At 60.7% G+C, this 19,607-nt stretch carries 15 protein-coding genes and 5 pseudogenes; 12 read left to right on the top strand and 8 right to left on the bottom strand.

Annotation, left to right across the window (positions count from 1 at the left end):
• The coding region (locus tag AA309_RS36120) for a hypothetical protein (protein WP_210166517.1) at window positions 1-249 on the top strand (249 nt) is incomplete at its 5' end.
• 278 nt (window positions 250-527) lie between these two features.
• On the opposite strand, the gene AA309_RS36590 is transcribed toward AA309_RS36120, so the two are convergent.
• Window positions 528-890, bottom strand: a complete 363-nt coding sequence (locus AA309_RS36590; protein ID WP_244470407.1) for an IS110 family transposase — start codon at window positions 888-890, stop codon at window positions 528-530.
• On the bottom strand, window positions 869-1,516 hold the full coding sequence (locus tag AA309_RS36585) for an IS110 family transposase (protein WP_244470406.1): 648 nt from the start codon (window positions 1,514-1,516) through the stop codon (window positions 869-871). The genes AA309_RS36590 and AA309_RS36585 overlap by 22 nt, the downstream gene beginning before the upstream one ends.
• A 1,012-nt stretch (window positions 1,517-2,528) precedes the next feature.
• Here AA309_RS36585 and AA309_RS17895 point away from each other — a divergent pair.
• The gene (locus AA309_RS17895) at window positions 2,529-3,089 is read left to right on the top strand and encodes a reverse transcriptase N-terminal domain-containing protein (RefSeq protein WP_244470405.1); all 561 of its coding nucleotides are present in this window, start codon (window positions 2,529-2,531) and stop codon (window positions 3,087-3,089) included.
• Between the two features lie 1,644 nt (window positions 3,090-4,733).
• Complete coding sequence (locus tag AA309_RS17885) at window positions 4,734-5,786, top strand: hypothetical protein (RefSeq protein WP_047190376.1); 1,053 nt, start codon at window positions 4,734-4,736, stop codon at window positions 5,784-5,786.
• A 143-nt stretch (window positions 5,787-5,929) separates the two neighbouring features.
• Here the strand turns inward: AA309_RS17885 and AA309_RS17880 are convergent.
• Both AA309_RS17880 and AA309_RS34410 read right to left on the bottom strand, forming a co-directional pair.
• Window positions 5,930-6,214, bottom strand: a pseudogene (locus AA309_RS17880) (transposase); the annotation flags it as partial.
• Window positions 6,215-6,278: 64 nt separating this feature from the next.
• Window positions 6,279-6,485 (bottom strand): annotated as a pseudogene (locus AA309_RS34410) (DDE-type integrase/transposase/recombinase); the annotation flags it as partial.
• Between the two features lie 251 nt (window positions 6,486-6,736).
• On the opposite strand from AA309_RS34410, the pseudogene AA309_RS36580 reads away from it, so the two are divergent.
• Window positions 6,737-6,919 (top strand): annotated as a pseudogene (locus tag AA309_RS36580) (IS110 family RNA-guided transposase); the annotation flags it as partial.
• Between the two features lie 55 nt (window positions 6,920-6,974).
• Here AA309_RS36580 and AA309_RS17865 read toward each other — a convergent pair.
• Together AA309_RS17865 and AA309_RS17860 are read right to left on the bottom strand one after the other, a co-directional pair.
• Window positions 6,975-7,673, bottom strand: coding sequence for an IS6 family transposase (locus tag AA309_RS17865; RefSeq protein WP_047190374.1), 699 nt, complete (start codon window positions 7,671-7,673; stop codon window positions 6,975-6,977).
• A 390-nt stretch (window positions 7,674-8,063) separates the two neighbouring features.
• On the bottom strand, window positions 8,064-9,119 hold the full coding sequence (locus AA309_RS17860; protein ID WP_047190373.1) for an IS110 family RNA-guided transposase: 1,056 nt from the start codon (window positions 9,117-9,119) through the stop codon (window positions 8,064-8,066).
• Window positions 9,120-9,193: 74 nt separating this feature from the next.
• Here AA309_RS17860 and AA309_RS17855 point away from each other — a divergent pair.
• Window positions 9,194-9,804 (top strand): annotated as a pseudogene (locus tag AA309_RS17855) (IS630 family transposase); the annotation flags it as partial.
• A 91-nt stretch (window positions 9,805-9,895) separates the two neighbouring features.
• Here the strand turns inward: AA309_RS17855 and AA309_RS32165 are convergent.
• Window positions 9,896-13,264 (bottom strand): PAS domain-containing sensor histidine kinase, encoded by a 3,369-nt coding sequence (locus AA309_RS32165; protein ID WP_210166516.1) that lies wholly within the window; start codon window positions 13,262-13,264, stop codon window positions 9,896-9,898.
• An 871-nt stretch (window positions 13,265-14,135) separates the two neighbouring features.
• Between AA309_RS32165 and AA309_RS17840 the strand changes: the two genes are divergently transcribed.
• Together AA309_RS17840 and AA309_RS17835 are read left to right on the top strand one after the other, a co-directional pair.
• Entirely contained in the window at window positions 14,136-14,507 is a 372-nt protein-coding gene (locus AA309_RS17840; RefSeq protein ID WP_244470404.1) for a response regulator transcription factor, read from the top strand.
• Window positions 14,508-14,783: 276 nt separating this feature from the next.
• On the top strand, window positions 14,784-15,440 hold the full coding sequence (locus AA309_RS17835) for a response regulator transcription factor (protein ID WP_047190371.1): 657 nt from the start codon (window positions 14,784-14,786) through the stop codon (window positions 15,438-15,440).
• Here AA309_RS17835 and AA309_RS17830 read toward each other — a convergent pair.
• Window positions 15,426-15,893 (bottom strand): IS4/Tn5 family transposase DNA-binding protein, encoded by a 468-nt coding sequence (locus AA309_RS17830; protein WP_047190370.1) that lies wholly within the window; start codon window positions 15,891-15,893, stop codon window positions 15,426-15,428. The two genes, AA309_RS17835 and AA309_RS17830, sit on opposite strands and share 15 nt — an antisense overlap.
• A gap of 191 nt (window positions 15,894-16,084) precedes the next feature.
• Between AA309_RS17830 and AA309_RS35680 the strand changes: the two genes are divergently transcribed.
• From AA309_RS35680 to AA309_RS17805, 5 genes and pseudogenes are all read left to right on the top strand, one after another.
• Window positions 16,085-16,900: a transposase gene (locus AA309_RS35680; protein WP_244470403.1), complete on the top strand. Its 816-nt coding sequence runs from the start codon at window positions 16,085-16,087 to the stop codon at window positions 16,898-16,900.
• On the top strand, window positions 16,785-17,696 hold the full coding sequence (locus AA309_RS36575) for an IS66 family transposase (RefSeq protein ID WP_244470402.1): 912 nt from the start codon (window positions 16,785-16,787) through the stop codon (window positions 17,694-17,696). The genes AA309_RS35680 and AA309_RS36575 overlap by 116 nt, the downstream gene beginning before the upstream one ends.
• A 382-nt stretch (window positions 17,697-18,078) precedes the next feature.
• On the top strand, window positions 18,079-18,276 hold the full coding sequence (locus AA309_RS17815) for a type II toxin-antitoxin system VapB family antitoxin (protein ID WP_047190369.1): 198 nt from the start codon (window positions 18,079-18,081) through the stop codon (window positions 18,274-18,276).
• On the top strand, window positions 18,273-18,641 hold the full coding sequence (locus AA309_RS17810; protein ID WP_047190368.1) for a type II toxin-antitoxin system VapC family toxin: 369 nt from the start codon (window positions 18,273-18,275) through the stop codon (window positions 18,639-18,641). Before AA309_RS17815 ends, AA309_RS17810 begins: the two co-directional genes overlap by 4 nt.
• Window positions 18,641-19,548 (top strand): annotated as a pseudogene (locus tag AA309_RS17805) (recombinase family protein). The gene AA309_RS17810 and the pseudogene AA309_RS17805 overlap by 1 nt, the downstream one beginning before the upstream one ends.
• Window positions 19,549-19,607: the final 59 nt, after the last annotated feature.

The raw sequence follows: 19,607 nt of genomic DNA, 5'->3' as shown, positions 1-19,607 counted from the left end.
ACGGCGATCCTGAAGAGTCCGCCTTATGCCGGCTGCTTTGTCTATAGGGACTTGGCAAAGATCATCCCGAGTAGCGAAGCGCCGCCACGAGAATGCTCGCGTCCTGAAACGGACTGGTGGATTGTGGTGAGGCAAAAATACCCGGCGAATATCGTTTGGCAGACCTTCGGCTGCCGCACGTCCTGTTCTCCGGGAAGGAGATGCGAGTCCGAAGAGCTTACGGATCCAGCGGTGATGTACCAATCCTGACCAGACGTATACCGTCGGTCAAACAACATTTTCTTGCCCCACGTCCGAATTCAAGCAAAACCGATTTTGCGCAGCTCCTGTCCAAAGTACAATCTTGCCGAAGCTGCCGCCCGTCCCAGCCCAGTCAGAATACACTCGTAGATTATCGCTGCGAGCGTACGAAACGCGCTGAGCGCCAGCCCAATCAGCGAACCCGACGTCGGCACGTCCCGAAAGGGATTTGATGGGGCTCCCCACCGTTTAACAAGCCGGTTCTGAGTGAGTGTGTCGGCCTAGGATTATGAGGCGGAGGGCAATCTTTGAGCCGCTCCGGGGTTAAAGAGAGTACCGTCTCTAAGCATGGCGCAGGCCACATTCAGAAGACGGTCGGCCACACTGCGCAGGGCGCGGGGATGAGAATGACCGCGTTCGCGTAGCTGAGTATACCGGGTTCGGCTCGCAGCATCATGTTGGATGGCAACCCGCGACCAATGATACAGCGCCAACCGAAGCCTCACGTGGGCCGCCCGGCGCATGCTCACCACACAGCGTTTGCCGCTGCGGCGGGTCACGGGGGCCACGCCGCAGAGATTGCGCAGAGCCTGGTGGTCTCGTCGGCTGAGCGGATCCGAGGCCTCGCTCAGCAGCGTCGCCAGCACCATTCGGCCCACATCGGGAAGAGACCGCAGGATGGCGGCATCGCCGGGTCGCGCATCCGGATCAGTCTCTTGATTGGAGCCGGCGATCTGCTCGCATAGTTCGTCGAGCTGACGAGAGGTCTCTTTGAGCTGGCGGTTCGCCAGCCGGACACGGGCAGCCAGTCGGCCGTAACGTCCTCACTCAGCTCCGGCACCTGCGGATAGTATCGCCAGAGTTGCTGGCGAATGCGATTGGCCAAGCGCGTGCGCTCCTGCTGCAGTTCCTCGGCCATCCGTGACCACTCGCGCAGTTCGATCAGCCGTGGATCGGCCACGGACAGGCGCCGGAAGCAATGCGGATCCGTTCGCAGGGCATCCGCCAGGACCCTGGCGTCGCGCCGGTCGTCCTTGGCGCCTGCCACCGTGTGGCGATCGCGGAAGCGATCAAGCTGCTTGGGATTGATGGCGTGCACGCCAAAACCGCGCTCGAGCAGCGCCTCGACCACCGGTCCGTGCGGCGTCTCGATTGCGATGGCAATTGCCTCAGGGGCACAGCCCGAGCGCTCGACTAACCAGTCGCACAACAGGGCAAGCCCTTCGCCGCTATGCGCGAAGACCCGCTCCGCAGCGACCTGACCCTTTGCATCCATCAGCCCCGCCTGGTGAGCTGTGGACGCTCAATCGACACCGACAAACCACCGGTACGCATCGCTCATAGGCCGTCCTCCTCCTGTCCTGGGCCGCTGCGATGTCGTGCCGATCCCTGTACAGGCGCTCGCTGGCGCATCTCCCCACTGGGCCTCGCATCGCAGCCAACCTGCCGGGGCACATGTCCCATCAGGGTGCTCGCAGCACAGGTAGACGCTGGTGCTCCCGGCCGGTCGGCCCGTCCGATGATCGTAGCTGACCAGTTCCGGACTCGGCGAATGGTACAGGGTGGACGCCCCCAGCGGCCTCGGCGTGCCAAAGTGGAGGTGTTGATGAGCACCACTTGAAGGAGGCGTCCATGGGAGAGGTTCGCACAATCGGACTGGACCTCCCAAAGAACGTTTTCGTGCGACCTGCAAGTCGCGTGAGTTTCTGTTTCACAGGAGGGATATAGCCTGCAGAAACCGGCTGTTCCATCAGCCGTTCTCTACCCGGACATGCGGAGCCGGTAACAGCTCGGTATGAAGCTCTGGGGACAAAGTAGCCGCCGGATATCCGGTACGCCGAGCCGCGAGGCGAGGCGGAATCTGCCAGCACGAAGGCGGAGAGGCGCAAGGGATGAGCGGATACGACCAACGCATGTGAACTTCCGATAAACGTTGTGATCTTTGACAAGCCAAACGTGCTGACAGGCTTGAACCAAACGGTACGCGATGAGGTGTGGTCTTTGAATACTGGGCCGCCATGGACGATCAGCCGCCGGCGAAGAGGAAGGGTCCGCCCCGCTCGGAGATTCATGCGGAACAGGGTAAGCCCATAGTGCTGCAGGTAACGGCAGGCCAACCGCAAGGAAGGCTGTTGGCGCTGTGGGTCAAGGAGTGCGGAAAAAGCGAACGCCCGGCTGTAATGGACGGGATACGGGCTGAAACATCGCCTGACGCGAAAGCGGGCAGACTTCCGCGCGGTCATTCCTGGCGAGAGAACTTTGACCAATCGTGATACGAGGGAAGGCAGATGATGGCGATCGGCGCGAAGGCGAGCGAGGCTGGGGCGTCCTCGCGCACTGCTCAGATGTGGGATCAGGCGAACTGGGCGCACATTGAGGCAGAGGTGAAACGACTTCAGGTGCGTATCGCCAAGGCAACTCAGGAAGGCCGATGGAGCAAGGCGCAAGCCTTGCAACGTCTGCTGACCCGCTCGCATAGCGGCAAGATGTTGGCCGTGAAACGGGTGACGGAGAATCGCGGTAAGAGAACGCCGGGAGTGGACGGTAAGATCTGGTCGTCCCCGGCAGCCAGATGGAACGGGATGAGGTCACTTCGCCATCGCGGCTATCGTGCGAGGCCGCTGCGACGTGTTTACATCCCCAAGAGTAACGGCAAGAAACGTCCGCTGGGAATTCCCTGTATGCGGTGCCGGGCGATGCAGGCGTTATGGAAGCTCGCTCTGGACCCGGTGGCAGAGACACTGGCAGACCCGAATTCCTCTGGATTCTGGCTCGACAGCCGACGCCATCGAGCAGTGCTTCATCACGCGGGCCAAACGAGCTTCGCCAGCGTGGATTCTGGAAGGTGACATCAGAGGCTGCTTTGATAGCTTCAGCCACCCCTGGCTTCTGGAGCACGTCACGATGGACAAGGCGGTGGACCGCGAGGCCAAACGCTTTTTTCAATTGTGTTCAGACTATCGACGCGGAGAAGCTCCGGCCTTTCCATCCGCGCCCATTGGGCGTCGAGAACGGCCTGCACTGGGTGCTCGACGTGCAGTTCCGCGACGACTGCCGCATCCGCAGAAAAATCGCCCCGCCAACTTCTCCGCCGTCAAGCGCGCCGCCCTCGACGCGCTGCGCACGGCGTCCGGCAAGCACAGCCTCAAAGCCAAGCGCCTTCATCAGCAGCTGGGACGAGGACTACCTCGCCGCCCTATGACCTCAACTCATTTGTTTTCCCCTGAGAGTGGTGGTAATGTTCGTTGCATGCGGGCCGGATCTCAATTATATATTTCATTTCTGGATCCAGTCATTTGGCGCGCCTCTTGCTCCGGCCCCTGGGTAAATTTAAACGATAATATCAGAGGGATTTCTCATGAATCTCAGAACCGTGCTCATGCTCGCATGCGCCGCAGTCGTCGGCATATCGCTCTTCGACTCGCAGGACGTGCGGGCTGACGAGATTGAGGGCTATTGTTATCATTTTTGCTCCCAGGGGCAGGATGACGAGTGGTGTATATTTTGCTCCTCATCTGCCTCCCCTTCGCTTCCAACGAACCCTCATGGTAAATGCGGAAGCGAGGTCGAGGGGCAAAGTCCGACTCGGGCCACAACGCTGCGAGCGGAATGTCTAGAGCATCGGCTGTTCAGACGAATCCATAGCCTGCGGCAGTGAAGTAGTTGCTGCATACCTCGGGCTCGAGCAGGTGGCGCCGAGGGCGCGCCAGAGCGCGTCAAAGGTTCGAGCTTCCGCTTTGCGCAAGTGCGCTTGGATCTGGGAAAAGGCCTGCTCGATCGTTTTGTCATGATGCCTCTCAATGGTTGCTTCCTGTTGAAGTTCAGTCTGATGGCTTGATGCGACCTACGGGGCTATCCGCGAGTTTCACCAGCCAAATGCGTTGTGTCCCCACCTGAGCCAGCCGGCCCTTGAGGGTGCCCCGCCGCAGCCAGCCATAGACCTTCTGGCATGCGCCCCGAGCTGCTCGGCCACTTCCTGCAAGGTCATTTCCTCATCATCCGCACGCGGCACTTTCCCGGACCAGATCGGCCGCGTCGTGCCATGTCTGTGCCGCTGCAGCAGGCGCCGGATCATCGGAGCGTTGAAGGCTCTCCGCTTGGCAGGCCGAAAGCCCTCCGCGTTCAGGCGGGCTGCGATTAGCTCTGCCGTCTCGCCGGCCGTCCGCAACTCCACCGCCCGCGCTAGCTGTCCGGATGTGCGACCTCCTTGGCGTGAGCGACGACTTGAAGGGCATCCGGCAAAGCGTGTGGATCGGGCGGCCTGGAGCTTGGGATCCTCTCTGGCCAGCTGGCTGCTTTAGACGCGCCAAAGACGCGGAATTACCTAGTGTATGCAGGGTCGCGGGGCGTTCTCCTCCCCAGCGATCGCAGCCGGGCGGGGCTGCGTCCGAAAGGTTTTAGGCGTCGGTAGCATTCCTTTCCTGGCTCGTCAGTTTCTCGAAAGCTACCCCTACGAAGATAAAGCCTGAAAAACCTATACTCGAGGGAACAGAATGAATATTGATCCACGGAACACCGCAGGAGCTTCCATTGAAGCTTACGATCTCCTGCAACAACATCAACGGGCGCAGCAACAGCCTGGCAGCCTGAGCGCACAAACCAGCTCACCAGCACACCCGTCCACGGATCAACTGATCTTTAATCTACAGCTAAGTGAGTTGCGGCCAATCCACCAAACATCAGCCGCCGCCTTGACAGATTCCGGAATTGGATCACCCTCGACTATGACGAAGGGCAATCAGAGAGCACGCGCTATCCAGAAAAACGAACGGTGCCCGGCCCCATCCTTCATTCGAGGTCGCGCCGAACTTGCCGCATCGCTGGCCGGAGCGAACATTGAGGCGCTGAAGAAGGAGATCAGGCTGGCTGAGCAGCGGTCAGCACAGTGGCCAAGAACGAGCGGATCTTCCACCGGAAGTGTCGATAGCCGCAGCGTTCTGAACGACGTGATGGCATCGTCGTATCTAAGACTGCATCGTTTTCAGAACGAGGCCATCGATTGCGAGCCGCGCCTAGATGAGGATGTGAGTGCCATCGCGCATGTGCGTTCGTTAGCGGACTTACGTTGTCACGCTAGCCCGCATGTTTCTAAAGCTGCTATCTGCTCGGACAACGAAAGGGAGGATGAAATTGATATGGCGCGCCTCGCTGCATGGCACACGCAAGGCCTTACAGATAGTGCTTTTGTGTCATTGTCCCAGGACCCCTCACGACTGCTCCTTTCAAAGGACGACAGTGAGCATGGCGCGAAGGCAATAGCAGAGAATGCTAAGGCGCTGCACATCTACACGGTACCGAGTGTTACCGCTTGGCCGACCGGCAAAATCAAAGACATTTTAGAGCGCGGGCGTGCTCCCGGAGATAAGGAGTTGCTAGATTGGGTGAGGGAAATACCCACCGAGGAGACCGAGGTCTTGTTTCTGGGCGGCAATTTGGATGACTATCGGACGGCGGTCATCGACCCGAACCCGTACAGGGCTGACGCACCGGAAAATGCTCGGTCCATCAAGAAAGCAAGGGTCAGCTCCGATGCGACGCCGAGATGATCGCGGACTGGCCCCTCTGAAGAAGCGAGCTCGCATTCGATTGTCTCAACGGGCGCCTGATCGGCCGGCTCATGGCAGGAGCTTCCCGCGACGGCGGTTAATTTAATAGGCCTTCAATTATTAGGCCTTCAAGAAGTCGTCCGTTAGGAAGCCAATCTGATTGCCGGTTGGACGATGAGTAGGCGCCAGAGGGCGATCGGGATTAGGCGCAACAGCATCCTCAACCAGGCGAGGGCGAGGCGGAGGTTGTGGCCGACGGCGGAGAGGACGATGTTGCCAGCATCCCCATCGCGGCCTTTGAGCTGACAGCGGCCGAGATGGCCGTCGGTCTTCATGTGACCGATCACGGCTTCGATGGCGGATTGGCGGCGGAGCTCGCGTTTGATCACCCCGAGGACCCCGCGCTTCTGGCCGGAGATGAAGATGCGTCATGGGTGGTTCTGTTGCAAATCCGGATCAGAGACGAGAAAGAATCAGGTGCTTGTGGAGAGCTCATGCGGCGAGCAGATCGAGTTGCTCCGCGAGTGACGGCAGCAGATTATGGGCAGACTTCGCCTGTTCTTTCCGCATCATGTGCTCCATTTCAATCCCGCCCAGGATGGCGCGAGCGCTGCTCAGAGACTTGAAGCCGAGCATCGGCCGGATCCGCTGCTTGATCGCCCGATAATCCTACTCGATGCGATTATTATCGGGCATGCTTTTCCTCGGCACCATCGGCGCGTTGGCGCAACCAACTCGGCGGCTGTATCCTGGTACGACCGGGACAGGGTGTCGGGAGCACGTGATGTGGGCAGGCCGAGCTACTTGATGAGCTGCGAGCTCGATTTGTCATCTGGCCGCCCCTGCGACCAGCCCGGTTGCGCCGTGAGCGCGGATCCGTAAGTGTCGTGTAGCCCGCAGGCTCCCTGACGTGATGCAAGCACACAGGAGGTCCCATGCGTGTGATCGGACTGGATGTGCACCGCACGTTTGCCGTTGTGGCGGTGCTGGACAACACCAAGCTCTCGCATCTCGGTCGGGTGGACCTGACCCGGGATGCCGTTCTGGCCTTTGGCCGCAAACTGCAGCCCGATGATGAGGTCGTGATCGAGGCGACCGTCAAATCCGCGATGATTGTGCGCCTTCTTCGCCCCGGCTCTGTTGCAGTAACTTTGAAAGGGCATAACGAGCCCTGCCCGGGAGCTGCGTTCAAGCGGCGAGTCCGAAGAGCTGCTTGACGAGGCGGACTTCGCCCGTCGCTCCTGGTTGTTGCAGGATGCAGTGACCTCGGCGGATCATGCGCATCACCTCGAAGCCTTTGATGGTGGCGTAGGCTGTTGTCATCCTCTGGAAGCCGCGTGTCGGTCGGATCACGCGCTTGAGCGCCCCATGGTCCGCCTCGATGATGTTGTTCAAGTATTTTGATGTCCGGTGCTCCACGCGATGCGCCAAGTGGCCTTCCCTCTGCAGGCGCCGGATCGCCTTGGGATACGAGGCCAGCTTGTCGGTTGTGATTGAGGAGGGCGGATGGTCGCCCGTCGTATTCAGGGTTTTGCGCAAGAAGCGATAAGCCGCTCGGGTGTTTCGGCAGTCGGACAGCATGAGGTCGATCAACTCACCGTACTTATCGACAGCCCGAAACAGGTATTTCCATTGTCCACCGACCCGCACATAGGTCTCGTCCACCCGCCACGATCCTGAGCGGGGTCCCTGGTAAGGTCGGATCCGCTTCTCGATCTCTGGCGCATAGCGTTGGACCCAACGGAAAATGGTACTTGGGGCGACCGCAACACCACGCTCGGACATCATTTCAGCCAGATCACGATAGCTGATTCCGTACTTGCAGTACCAGCGCACGCACAGCAGGATGATCTCAACTGGAAAGCGACGGCGCTTGAACAGAGACACGGGAGCAGATCCTTGATGAACCGCTCCTCGTTATACGACCGAGGTTAATGCAACAGACCCGTCGTGGCCGCTCCCGCTGCCCTCTCACGACTGCTGTGCCGGCACGGCTTCACGTATAAATCTATGGACCGGCCGTGCGTTGCAAGAGGGCTGTTTTTGGTTGGATGAGAGTCGGTTCGCATCAATCTATCCGGCCTCGATGTGGAGCCGAAGCTCCGGGCCATCATGGGAATCCGCGCGCACCGGGATTGCTTAAAACCAAGACCTCTGCGGGCCATTTTTATACTCAGGCTTCCAGTGCGCCGGGCAACCGTTCATCCATCCTGTTACATCCTTCTCGCGAACCACCGGGGGAACTTAGTCGTCGGAATCCCAGAGATCGCAGTCCGTTCAGGCCGTGCGGGTCGCAAACTCCGCTTCATACCCGCATCTGCGGAACAGCACACTCCAGGCCATGCGAGCGAGTTTGTTGGCTAAAGCCGCCGCGAGCACATTGCGATGCAGCCGAGCGGCGGCCGTCATCACCCAACGGCCGAAGCAGTGGTTCTGCCAGCGTCCTGGATACCGCAGGAGGGCTTGGGCGCCGCTGACAAACAAGGTGCGCAAGTAGCGGTTTCCACGCTTGGAGAGACCGCCCAGGATCGTCCGATCCCCGGTCGAGATCTGCTTAGGCACCAACCCGAGCCAAGCCGCAAAGTCGCGGCCCTTAGCAAAGGCAGCTCCCGTTCCGACCGCCGCCACCATGGCGCTGGCGGTGATCACGCCAACTCCCGGGATGCCCATCAGCCGCTGGCAGCCGGCATCCTGACGAGCCAAGGCCGCAATGTCCCGCGTGATGGCGGCAATGCGCTCATCGAGTTGTCGCCAGTCTGCTGCGAGATCCTCAAGCAGGTGGATCATGCGCGGCGAGAGCACGTCCGTGCGCTGGGCGAGAAGCGACGGGAGGGCTTCCCGCAAACCAGCCGGTCCCTGGTGCACTGGAATGCCGCGCTCGAGCAGAAAGCCGCGGATCTGGTTGATGATGGCCGTGCGCTGCCCGATCCGTCGGCTTCGCACCCGGTGCAGCGCCTGCAGATCGAGCTGCTCGGCCGACTTCAGCGGTACAGGCTGCATGGTTGGACGCTGCGCGGCCTCGGCAATGGCTTCGGCATCGCGGTAGTCGTTTTTGTGTCCTTTGAGAAAGGGTTTGACGTATCGAGCTGGCAGCAGGCGAACGTCATGGCCAAGAGCGGCGAGCTGGCGCCCAACATGGTGAGCTCCGGTACAGGCCTCCAGGCCGATAAGACAGACCGGCACGTTGGCCAGACAGGACTGCAGCTGTCCACGCGCGATCTTCCGGCGCAGAACAATCTTGCCGCGCGCATCCATGCCAATGAGGTGAAAGGTGTTCTTGCCCAGATCGATGCCAATGGTGGCGATGGCCTCAATCGCGGTCTGTTGTGTCATGGAATGGCTCCTTCGCTGCGGGATGATCCCGTTCTCCCATGCTCCGCCCGGGAGCACGGCCGGTCCATGCCATTAAAGCCCAGATGGCCGCGGAATGCGCATGCGCCGACGTGCGTGACGAGCGCCGGGTCTGGCCGACCCAACGTCAGCCGCGCATGCGCCAGCAGCCATGCCGGTTGGTGTTCTTGGACGAGACGTACGTCAACACCAAGATGACCCGGCTGCGTGGGCGTTCTCGCCAGGGAGAGCGGTTACGCGCCAGCACGCCCTTCGGCCACTGGAAGACCCACACCTTCCTGGCCGCGCTGCGGGGTCATGAGTTGAGCGCGCCGTGGATCATCGATGGCCCGATCACCCGCTTGGCATTTGACATCTATATCGAGACACAGCTGGCGCCCACGCTGTCGAAAGGCGATGTGGTCATTCTCGACAACCTCGCGGTCCACAAGAGTGCGAGAGCTGCGGAATGTCTGAAGCAACGAGGCGCCTGGTTCCTGTTCCTGCCGGCTTATTCGCCCGATCTCAACCCGATCGAGCAGGCCTCGCCAAGATCAAGGCGCACCTGCGCAAGGCCGAAGCCCGCACCTTTGATGCGCTCTGGCGCGCCCTCGGCGACATCTGCAACTTGTTCGAGCCGCAGGAATGCTGGAACTTCCTCAAAGCAGCCGGATATGCGTCCGAGTAATCGTCCGATGCTCTAGTCATTGAATCATCGGGCCTGCCAAAGCAGTAGCAGTGCGAGAGGTTGCTTCCACCTGTTGGTCCGAGGGTCTTAGTCACGATGACTTATTCTGGGCGATCGGCAGGCTGAAGTGAAACACCGCGCCCCGAGGCTCCTTGGCGCTCGCCCACAAGCGTCCGCCGTGCGCCTCAATGATCAAGCGGCAGATGGCCAGGCCCATGCCCGTGCCCGTCGCCTTCGTCGTGTAAAAGGCCTCGAACATCCGTTCCGCATTCTGTGGGTCCAGCCCGACGCCGGCGTCCTGCACGGACACCAGCACTCCGGCTTCCTCGCGCCGGGACCGGATCAGCAGCTCGCGCGGCCGCTCCACCACATCCTCCATGGCCTCAATGCCGTTCAGCACCAAGTTCAGTAATACCTGCTGCAGTTGCACCTGGTCGCCCATCACGGGTGATAGGTCGGGCGCCAGCTCGGTGCGCAGCAGGATTCGGTGCTGAACCACCTCCCCATGGACGAGGACTGCTACATTCTGGATGAGATCATTCAGGTTCACCTGCTCCGCGACGGCAGCTTTCTTCCGGAGGAGCGCGCGTACCCGCCCGATTACCTCGCTGGCCCGGTGCCCGTCCCGCGCGATGCGCTCCAGTGCGTCGCGGGCCTCGCCGAGCTCGGGCGGCTCGTGGGCGAGCCAGCGCAAGGCCGCGTTGGCATTGGTGACGATAGCACCCAGCGGCTGGTTGACCTCATGTGCGATGGAAGTGGTCAGCGCGCTCATCGTCGTCACACGTGAGACATGCGCGAGTTCGGCCTCTGCCTTGTGCAGCGCCTCCTCGGCGCGCCTGCGCTCGGTCATATCCATCACGGTCCCGACGTATTCAATCACGGCTCCGGTGTCGTCGAACACCGGATGCCCGCTCACGTGGAGGTGCTTGATCGTTCCGTCGGGAAGCACAATCCCGTGCTCGACCGTATACTTTGCCTTCTCGCGGATTGCGGTCCTGACGAGTTCGAGAACTCGGTCGCGGTCATCCGGGGGCCAAAAGCGAGCGAGCTCATTTATGTTGGGGGGGCTGCTCCGCTGCGAATCCAAGCCATAGATCCGGAACATCTCCTCGGACCAGTAAATGGCTTGCTCGGTGGCTGGGTCGTAGGCGCAACTGCCAGTATGGCTCAGCCTTTGCGCCTCGGCGAGATAATGCTCGCTGCGCCGCAGGGCGTCCTCGGCCCGCTTGTGATCTTCAATGTCGGTTAGGATACCATACCATTTGAGGATGGTGCCGTGCTCATCGCGCAGCGGCACGGCACGGTCCAGGAACCAGCGATAAGCCCCGTCCGCCGCCCGGCGATAACGCGACTCGTTCTCGTACGGCTCGCCCGCCGCCGCGCACACCCGCCATTTCTCCAAATTGCGGTCCAGATCGGCCGGATGAACCACACTTTGCCAGCCAGATCCGGCCGTGTCCTCCTGGGACAAGCCTGAGTATTCGCGCCATCCCCGACTGGCAAAGGCAGCGAAGGGCCCGAAGGGCCCCGGCAAAGCGATGTAGGCCATCGCGGGAAGGTGTTCGATTAGATCGCGCAGCTCTTGTTCGCTCCGCCGGGCTGCCTCTTCGGCGCGCTTGCGCTCGGTGATATCCTCGCACGCGACCAGGATGACCGGGCACTTTCTCAGCAGCACGGACCGAGCGGTTTCGCGCACCCAGAGCACTGTGCCATCCTTGCGCACCTTGCGGACTTCCCAGCTCATCGCCTGGTTGGGGTGAGCAAAGCAACTGGCGACGTTCCTCTGCACGACCTCCCGGTCGGGCTCGTAGAACACGTTCAGCACCGGGGTGCCGACCAGTTCATCGACCGTATAACTGAGCTGCTCGGCGCCGAAGGGGTTGACGGACAGGATGATGCCGGCCGCGTCGACCATGAAGTACATCGTCGGGTTGCTCTCAAAGACCGCCTTCCATTGTTCCTCGCTCTCCCGCAGCGCCTCTTCTGCCTGCTTGCGCTCGGTAATGTGCCGCCCGACGCCGCGGTAGCCGATGAAGCACCCTGCCTGGTCAAATACCGGCAGCCCCGAGACGGACACGTAGCGCTTGCCGCCCTCCGGCGTAGGCCGCGCGAGCTCGAAGTCGCGAAACGGCAGGTGAGCATCAAGCGTCTCCCGGTGCTTGCGCCAGGCCTCTGCATCAGGCTCCAGGTAGGGCACTTCCCAACGTGTCTTTCCGATCTCAGAGCCCGGTGCAGGCGCGTCGGCAAGGCCTTCGGCGAACTCCTGGCGGATGAAGCGATGCTGCGTGTCGGTCTCCCAGTATACATCAAAGGAGAATTGCACGAGCGTGCGAAAGCGCTCCTCGCTTTCCCGCAACGCTTCTTCCGCCCGCTTGCGCTCGGTGATGTCCATAGCCGCTCCGATGATTTCGAGCAGGTCGCCGGACTCGCTGAAAACAGGATGGCCTATTCCGTGAAGGTGCTTGATCTCGCCGTCCGGAAGGACGATCCGGAACTCTGTTTCGGAGTCCCCCTTCTTACGAATTGCGGTTTCCGTGTTTGCCAGCCACTTTCCCCGATCCTCCGGATGGATGCGCTGGAGCAGCGCCTCGAAGGACGGAATACCAGCTTCCGGATCGAAGCCAAACAAATGGTAGCGTTCCTGCGACCAGTAGGTGATCACCTGCGTGGCGGGGTTCCACGCCCAGCTGCCGCTTTTGCTCAACGCCTCTGCCTCCGCCAAGTAGGCCTCGCTGCGTCGCAATTCCTCCTCCGCCCGCTTGCGCTCAGTGATGTCGTTGTTGGTCTCCAGGATCGCCACGGGACGGCCTCGTGCATCCCGTTGCATCGACCATCGACTCGTCACTACGGCTTGTGTGCCATCCTTCCTCGTGTGGACGAGCTCACCGTCCCAGCGGCCGGTGCGGAGCATCTCGGCCATGATCTCGTCGAGCGGCTTGGGGAAAATTGTCTGTATGAGTTGGTGGGAGATCTTGCCGACAGCTTCCCCTTTTTGCCACCCGTACAGCTCCTCGGCGCCGCGGTTCCAGTAGATGATGACGTCATTCATGTCGCGCACGAAGACGGTGTCGTGGGTGAGGTCGAGGAGTCCGGCCTGCTCGCGCAGCACCATTTCCCTCGATCGGTTTTGCACGGCGAGGACAGCCGTAACGCCAATCACCGCAAGGCTGAGGAGGCGGTTTGAAAGGGCAATGTCCGGCGATGCGTCATGCTGCGACAGTAAGTAGCTTAGCATCGTCAGTGCCATGCATCCCAAGGACGCGAGCACGACACCCCGCGCCTGAAGAACCTTGGCCGATAGAAGCACAACACCCACGTACAGCACGGCGATGGCGACCTCTGCGGGGGTCATCGTGTCGAGAATGAAGATCCCGATCGCGATAACAGCGCTAATAGCTGGAAGGACACGCGACGCGACGATTGGCGACGTCGCACGATCTTGTCCTTGGTTCCGCTCCATTCGAATGTTGCGCCTCGCCAGGGACATGCCGGGGATCCCAGTTCCAGAGCGACGGAGCCAAACCGCTGGCCCCTATCGCCAGTCGCTCCATTTGCAGTGTTGTTAGTTTGTCTCGATCGGCCTTGCGGGTAAAGCGGAAGCATCGAAGGCGTTGACGAAGCGTAACAACATAGCGCCGACCGAGAAGACGACCAACAGCTGACACGGCATTGCCACGTTAACGTGAGCATGAGGGAGCGCCGAGCAGATCGACTGGCAGTCCATGCCCGTCAGCTACAAACGCCACGGGTCCGGCCCTAAATCATCGCTCGCGGGGTCTCGTGGCGCCGCCAACTTGTCGGGAGAGTTGTGCTTACCCCGGGTTCAGTTCAAAATTATCGTACAAAAAAGGGCTGCGCCTGGAGGAGAAATGGATCCAGTGCCGCAGCCCTAAGTTCGCTAATATGCGGGAGGGAAGTTCAAGTAGTATTCGATGTCACTCGAAGATGATCAACCTGAAATTGGTTTCAGGTTTGAAGCTTTAAGAAATGAGATCTCTATACGGAAGTTTACCTCGGATCAGTAGCCGCGCGAGAGCGGAGAAAGCGGCAGGCGGGCTATGTTCATCTCTTGATAGGTGTCGGAACTAAGGCCGGATCCGACAGTGGACCCACCTTTGGAAACCTGCCTGTGCTTCCTTTCTCGAAGGGCCTCATTCAGTGTGAACCGGAGGGCCACGCCAGAGGATAACCAAGGTCACATTTTAGGCATGAAGCGCTGATGCACAGCCATACTCACGTATGATTTCCTTCTTCGTGACCGAGTCGTACTTATCTTAGCGAGGCCTATGGTCCTAGACCTCTTATTTCTCGCACGCAGGAGGACGAGCCGCGTGCAAAAATCCCCGATTATTGCAATCATCGACGATGACGAATCCGTTCGAGCCGCGATCAAGGGGCTTCTAAGGGCGATTGGATACACGGTATACACGTTTGCATCCGCCGAAGATTACCTGGGCTCGCCTCGTGTGAACGACACGTCGTGTCTTATCACGGATGTTCAGATGCCGAGCATGAACGGATTCGAGCTGCAACGCCACTTGGTAGGCAAAGGTCAGCGCACGCCCATAATTTTCATAACGGCTTTCCCCGAAGAGCCAATCCGGGCGCGTGCACTGGATATCGGAGCGATCTGCTTCCTGAGCAAACCGTTCGATCCACAAGTCTTGATCAACTGTCTTGATCGAGCGCTGAGAGAAGCCTGACAGTGCTACTGAGGGCCAGTTCCGAACATAGACTGGACAGCGATGGATAAGCTCAGCCGTACGGCGAGCCACTATCCACCCAAGGTTGATTGTTTCCTCCGCCGGAATCGCCAGCCACCCGGTTCGTTTTTGCTGAATATACAGCCGAGCTTAATCATGCCAGGGTACCCCGGCCACAGGCATTCCCTTGCGTGAAATCAAGCTGTTCCGTTCTCCACTTTCACCGCTCAAGGTGCTAATTTAATTGCGATCGTCTGGTAGTTGGAGAGATGCCTCATGTCGCACCGTTCAGCTCCATTGCCTGCGAATGCCGAAGAGCCGGTCATCTTTATCGTGGATGATGACGAAGCCCTGCGCGATGCACTCGGAAGCCTGTTTCGCTCTGTCGGGCTCAAAGTCGAGATGTTCGGCTCGGCAACCGAATTGCTGCAGTTCAGATTTCCGGACGTGCCGAGTTGTTTGGTGCTCGACATCCGATTGCCACGGCTGAGTGGCCTCGATTTTCAGGCGGAAATGGCTAAAGCGAACATCAGAATCCCTGTCATTTTCATGACTGGTCATGGTGACATTCCAATGTCGGTGAAGGCCATGAAGGCTGGAGCGATCGATTTTCTGGCCAAGCCGTTCCGCGATCAGGATATGTTGGATGCGGTGGCTGTAGCGCTTGCCCGTGACCGTCAACGGCGGCTTGCTGAGAAGCAATTGTCGAGCCTGCGGGCGAGCTTCGACGCCCTCACGCAGCGCGAGCGAGAGGTGATGGGCCTCGTTGCCACCGGTTTGATGAACAAGCAAATCGCGGGCGAACTAGGGGTCAGCGAAATTACCGTCAAGATTCATCGCGGTCACGTTATGCGGAAAATGGGAGCGCGGTCGCTTGCCGATCTGGTGAGAATGGTTGAGATGCTCGGAGGCAACTCGTCATTGTCCAAGTAAGCTCGGTCCAAGTGAGCTCGCAATCCACCGGATGCAGAGCAGGATCACCGTGCGGTCGATATCCCTGCCCTCGAACACGCCGCCCTCCGCTGCTGAGACTTCCGGCCGAGATTGCCTGGTCACGCCGACCGGCTCGGGCCGGACCCGGTGATAGGTGAACTCGGTGGTGTCGTGGAGGATGAGGATTGGCCGCTCGGTTGCGGTCACGCGGCTGGCCGTCGCCGCGAAGTGGCCAGCCAAGATCTCAGCTTCGCTGCCCTGATCATTGTCGAAAAAGCGATAAGCGGCCTTGGTGGCGGCCCAGTCCTGGCAGGCCTGCAGAAGGCTTGCTCCCATTATCCCACCGAGCTGCTCCGAGAGCCGCCGCAGCCGCTGGCCCAGCCGCGCATCGGCAAAGGTTGATCCGGCCAGCTCCTCATCGAGCCACGAGGCGCCCTCGAGCATCGGATCCATGGCGCCACTCCATCCGAACGGATGCCTGGCAAGGAATCACGCCCGAGTCATGTCTCGCAAGCTGAAGCGACGCTCGCTCTGGAGATGTGGGTAAATGAAAGCAATCTGCCCCGCTTACCCCAAAGGCGTAACCGGGGCATTTTGGGGGGCGAGGGATTCCTCCGACTGGACATTCATGATTCAATGCCGTCATGACCTCGCCGCCTGGTGATCCCAACAAGCCGCTGTCTCAGATGGCCCTGCGTGAGCTGGTCTCGGATCTGGCCGGCAAGATCGATCGACTGGAGCACGAGCTCGAGCAGCTGCGCCTCGACAACAGCAACCTGCGCATCGACAACCAAGCCCTGAAGGATGAGATCGCAAGGCTCAAGAACCTGCCACCGCGCCCACCGTTCAAATCCTCCGGCATGGAGAAAGCCACTCAGCCGCAGCCCAACAGTCCGGGCCGCCGCCCAGGCCGCGGCGCCAAACGGGATCGGGTGACCCGCGAGGTGATGATCTGGGCCGAGGAGCCAGCCGGCTCGCGCTTCAAAGGCTACAAGACGGTCGTGCGGCGGGATCTCGTGTTGACCGCTGAGGTGGTGCGCTACAAGCGGGAACGCTGGATGACATCAGAGGGCCAGACCATCATCGCGCCGCTGCCGGTGGAGGTCGCGGGCGGCTACGGACCCGGCGTGGGCCGGTTCTGCTTCGCCCTGCACACGCAAGGCCAGGTGACCACCGAACGGCTGACCGATCTTCTGAACGGCATCGGTCTTGCGATCTCCAAGCGGGAGGTAGTGCGCCTGCTCACCACCGATCTGGAGATGTTCGTACAGGAGGACCACGCGGTCCTGGAAGCCGGCCTGGTCTCCTCGCCTTACCTCACCGTCGACGATACCGGTGCGCGGCATGCCCGCCGCCCTGGGGGTCACCACGCAGATCGGCGGCGAGCGCTTTTGTGTTTTCCGAACCAGCCGGTCGAAATCGCGTTTGAACTTCCTGACGCTGTTGCGGGCCGGCCGTGAGGATTACGTCGTCAACGAAGCCACACTGGACTATCTGCGCCGGCAGCCTATCGAGGGTGCCGTGATCGCTGGGTTGACGAAGCTCCAGGGCAGAGTGTTCAGCTCACAGTTGGAATGGCTGGAGCATCTGGCGCGGTGCTCGATCAACATCTTCGACCGGCCCCTACTCCAGGCGCTGAACGAAGCCGCCACCTGGGGCGCGCTCCGGCACCACGGGCTGATGCAGAACACCGTCATTGTCTCCGACGATGCTGGCCAGTTCCGGGTTGCCACGCATGCGCTGTGCTGGATCCATGCGGAGCGGCACCTACAGAAGCTGATGTCGGCCTCGCCCAAGCAGGCCAAAGCGGTGGAGCTGGTCCGCCAGGCGATTTGGTGCTTTTACCTCAGTCTGAAGCTGTGGAAGCAGAGTCCTTCACCGGTAGGGGAGCGGGTGTTCCGGCGCCAGTTCGACAAGATCTTTGGCTTGCGCACGGGCTACAAGGAGCTCGACGCGCTGCTGGCCCGTCTGGCGCGGCGCAAGGACGAGCTGCTGCGGGTGCTCGAGCGGACGGAGATCCCGCTGCACACCAATGCATCGGAGAACGACCTGCGGGCCTGGGTGATCAAGCGCAAGATCTCCGGCGGCACGATGAGCGCCAATGGCCGCGTGGCGCGCGACGTGATGCTGGGGTTGCTGAAGACCTGCCGGAAGCTCGGGCTGTCGTTCTTCACCTATCTCGGGGACCGGGTTGGGCTCAACGGAGATCAGCCGAGAATTCCGCCACTCGCCATTCTCGTGGCCCGAGCAGCCTGAGGCTTGGCCCCCACACTGCCCCGATTACCCCAAAGGCTACGCTGCCGCGCAACTGCCAAGTTGTTGAGATAAAATGTGAGAACTAGAATGGTAGAAGCTAAACCGCAATTGACTATGATCTGATGGACGGCTGCACGCTGTTTTGCCGGGCTTCGTCGCGAGCCCCACCTGAGATCTCATCACGGGCGCTCAGGTACGACCTTGAGTGGCCGAAGCGGCTCAGAAGTCCTTGTTTTAGGCCATTTTAGCGGGCCAGAGGGAAGCGCTGCCCTCTTTGAGTGGTAAACGAAATCCCTCACCGATCGTTTGCAAACGTGCTGCACATTGGCACTGGATTTGTCATCGAATGATGTTATTTTTGATGATAAGGAGATAGGCCCGAATGAGAACAACCGTTGCTCTTGACGATGATCTCGTGGCGAAAGCGCAAGCATTCACCGGCGTACAAGAGAAGTCTGCGTTGCTTCGCGAAGCGCTGAAAGCCTTGATCCAGCGCGAAAGCGCTCGCAGGCTCGCCCGGCTTGGCGGCAGCGAGCCTGATCTGAAGCCCATTCCGCGTCGGCAGACCGACAGCCAGTGATCATTGTCGACACCTCCGTTTGGATCGATCACTTGAGGGTCGGAGATCCTGGGTTGACCGAACTGCTGGAGAACGGGCGTGTTCTGGCCCATCCGTTCGTCACAGGCGAAATCGCCCTCGGCAGTCTTCGCCAGCGGAGTGTCGTCTTGGAGGCCTTGCGTAGCCTCCCACAAGCCACTGTGGCCAGGGATGATGAGGCTCTAATATTCATCGAGACGAGAAAGTTGTACGGCATCGGCATCGGCTATGTTGACGCCCACCTTCTCACGGCGGCGCAACTTACACCCGGGGTCACAATCTGGACCAGGGATCGGCGCCTGCGGGAGGCATCGATGCAGCTGCAGTTGTCTGCAGATCTCACGTGATGGCGCAGAGCGATGGCCCGTCCCCTCCCCGTCCAGAGCGCCTGGTCGGCTACGCCCGCGTCTCGACCGAAAACCAAGCAACAGACGCCCAGACGCTCGAGCTAAAGGCCGCCGGCTGCGCTGTGATCACCAAGAGCAGGGATGCGGCGCCTCCCGGTCCCGCCCGTCCTGGCACGCCTTCTCAAAGAGATCCGCCCCGGAGACATCCTAACGGTGGTCCGTCTCGACCGCTTGGCCCGATCAGTGAGTCACCTTCTGGAGGTCATCGAGACCTTGGAAGAACGCGGAGCGCACTTTCGATCCCTGCGCGACCCGATCGACACCTCGGCGCCTCAGGGCGTGTTCTCGCTGCAGGTCCTCGGCGCCGTGGCCCAGCTGGAACGATCGCTAATCTCCGAGCGCACGAAGGCTGGTCTGAGTGCGGCCAAGGCTCGGGGGGAAGATTCTCGGGAGCCCGGGTGTGCGGGAGCGTCGGCATGACATCATCCGGCGTCTGGTTGGTGCGCGTGAGATGCGTTACGTCGAACCCCTCATTGCCTCGTCCGGCCAGTGGATGCCGACGGTGAAACGGACGCGACCAGTTCACACATGGGACGACTTTGTCCGCGTCCTGAATGCCCGTGGCCCGGAGTGGAAGGTGGAGCGCCTTCGCCGGGCGGTCCGAGAGCTTGTGTCGCAGCGCATGGCCGATCCGGGGCTTCGAAAAAAGTCCCCCTCCCCGCTCGCCAGATGGTCGCCTCATGACGCTGATTGCTGGCATTGCGATGGCCGACCCGGATCTCTCCCTCCGAGACATCGCAGCCCAGATCCAGCAAATGCGGGAGCGAACACCCCGCGGGGGGCAAAATGGAATGCCTCATCGGTCAAGCAGCAGCTCGATAATGCGAAACGGTTGGGTCTAGCCTAATTCGCTCCCCTTCCCCAAAGAGTAGACAGCAAGTGATGGCGGCGGATTAGAGTAGAAGC

This window comes from Microvirga vignae (assembly GCF_001017175.1).
In the GTDB taxonomy this organism is placed as follows: Bacteria; Pseudomonadota; Alphaproteobacteria; order Rhizobiales; family Beijerinckiaceae; genus Microvirga; species Microvirga vignae.
Note: the sequence above shows the minus strand (reverse complement) of the source record. Positions and strands in the feature narration are given on the sequence as shown.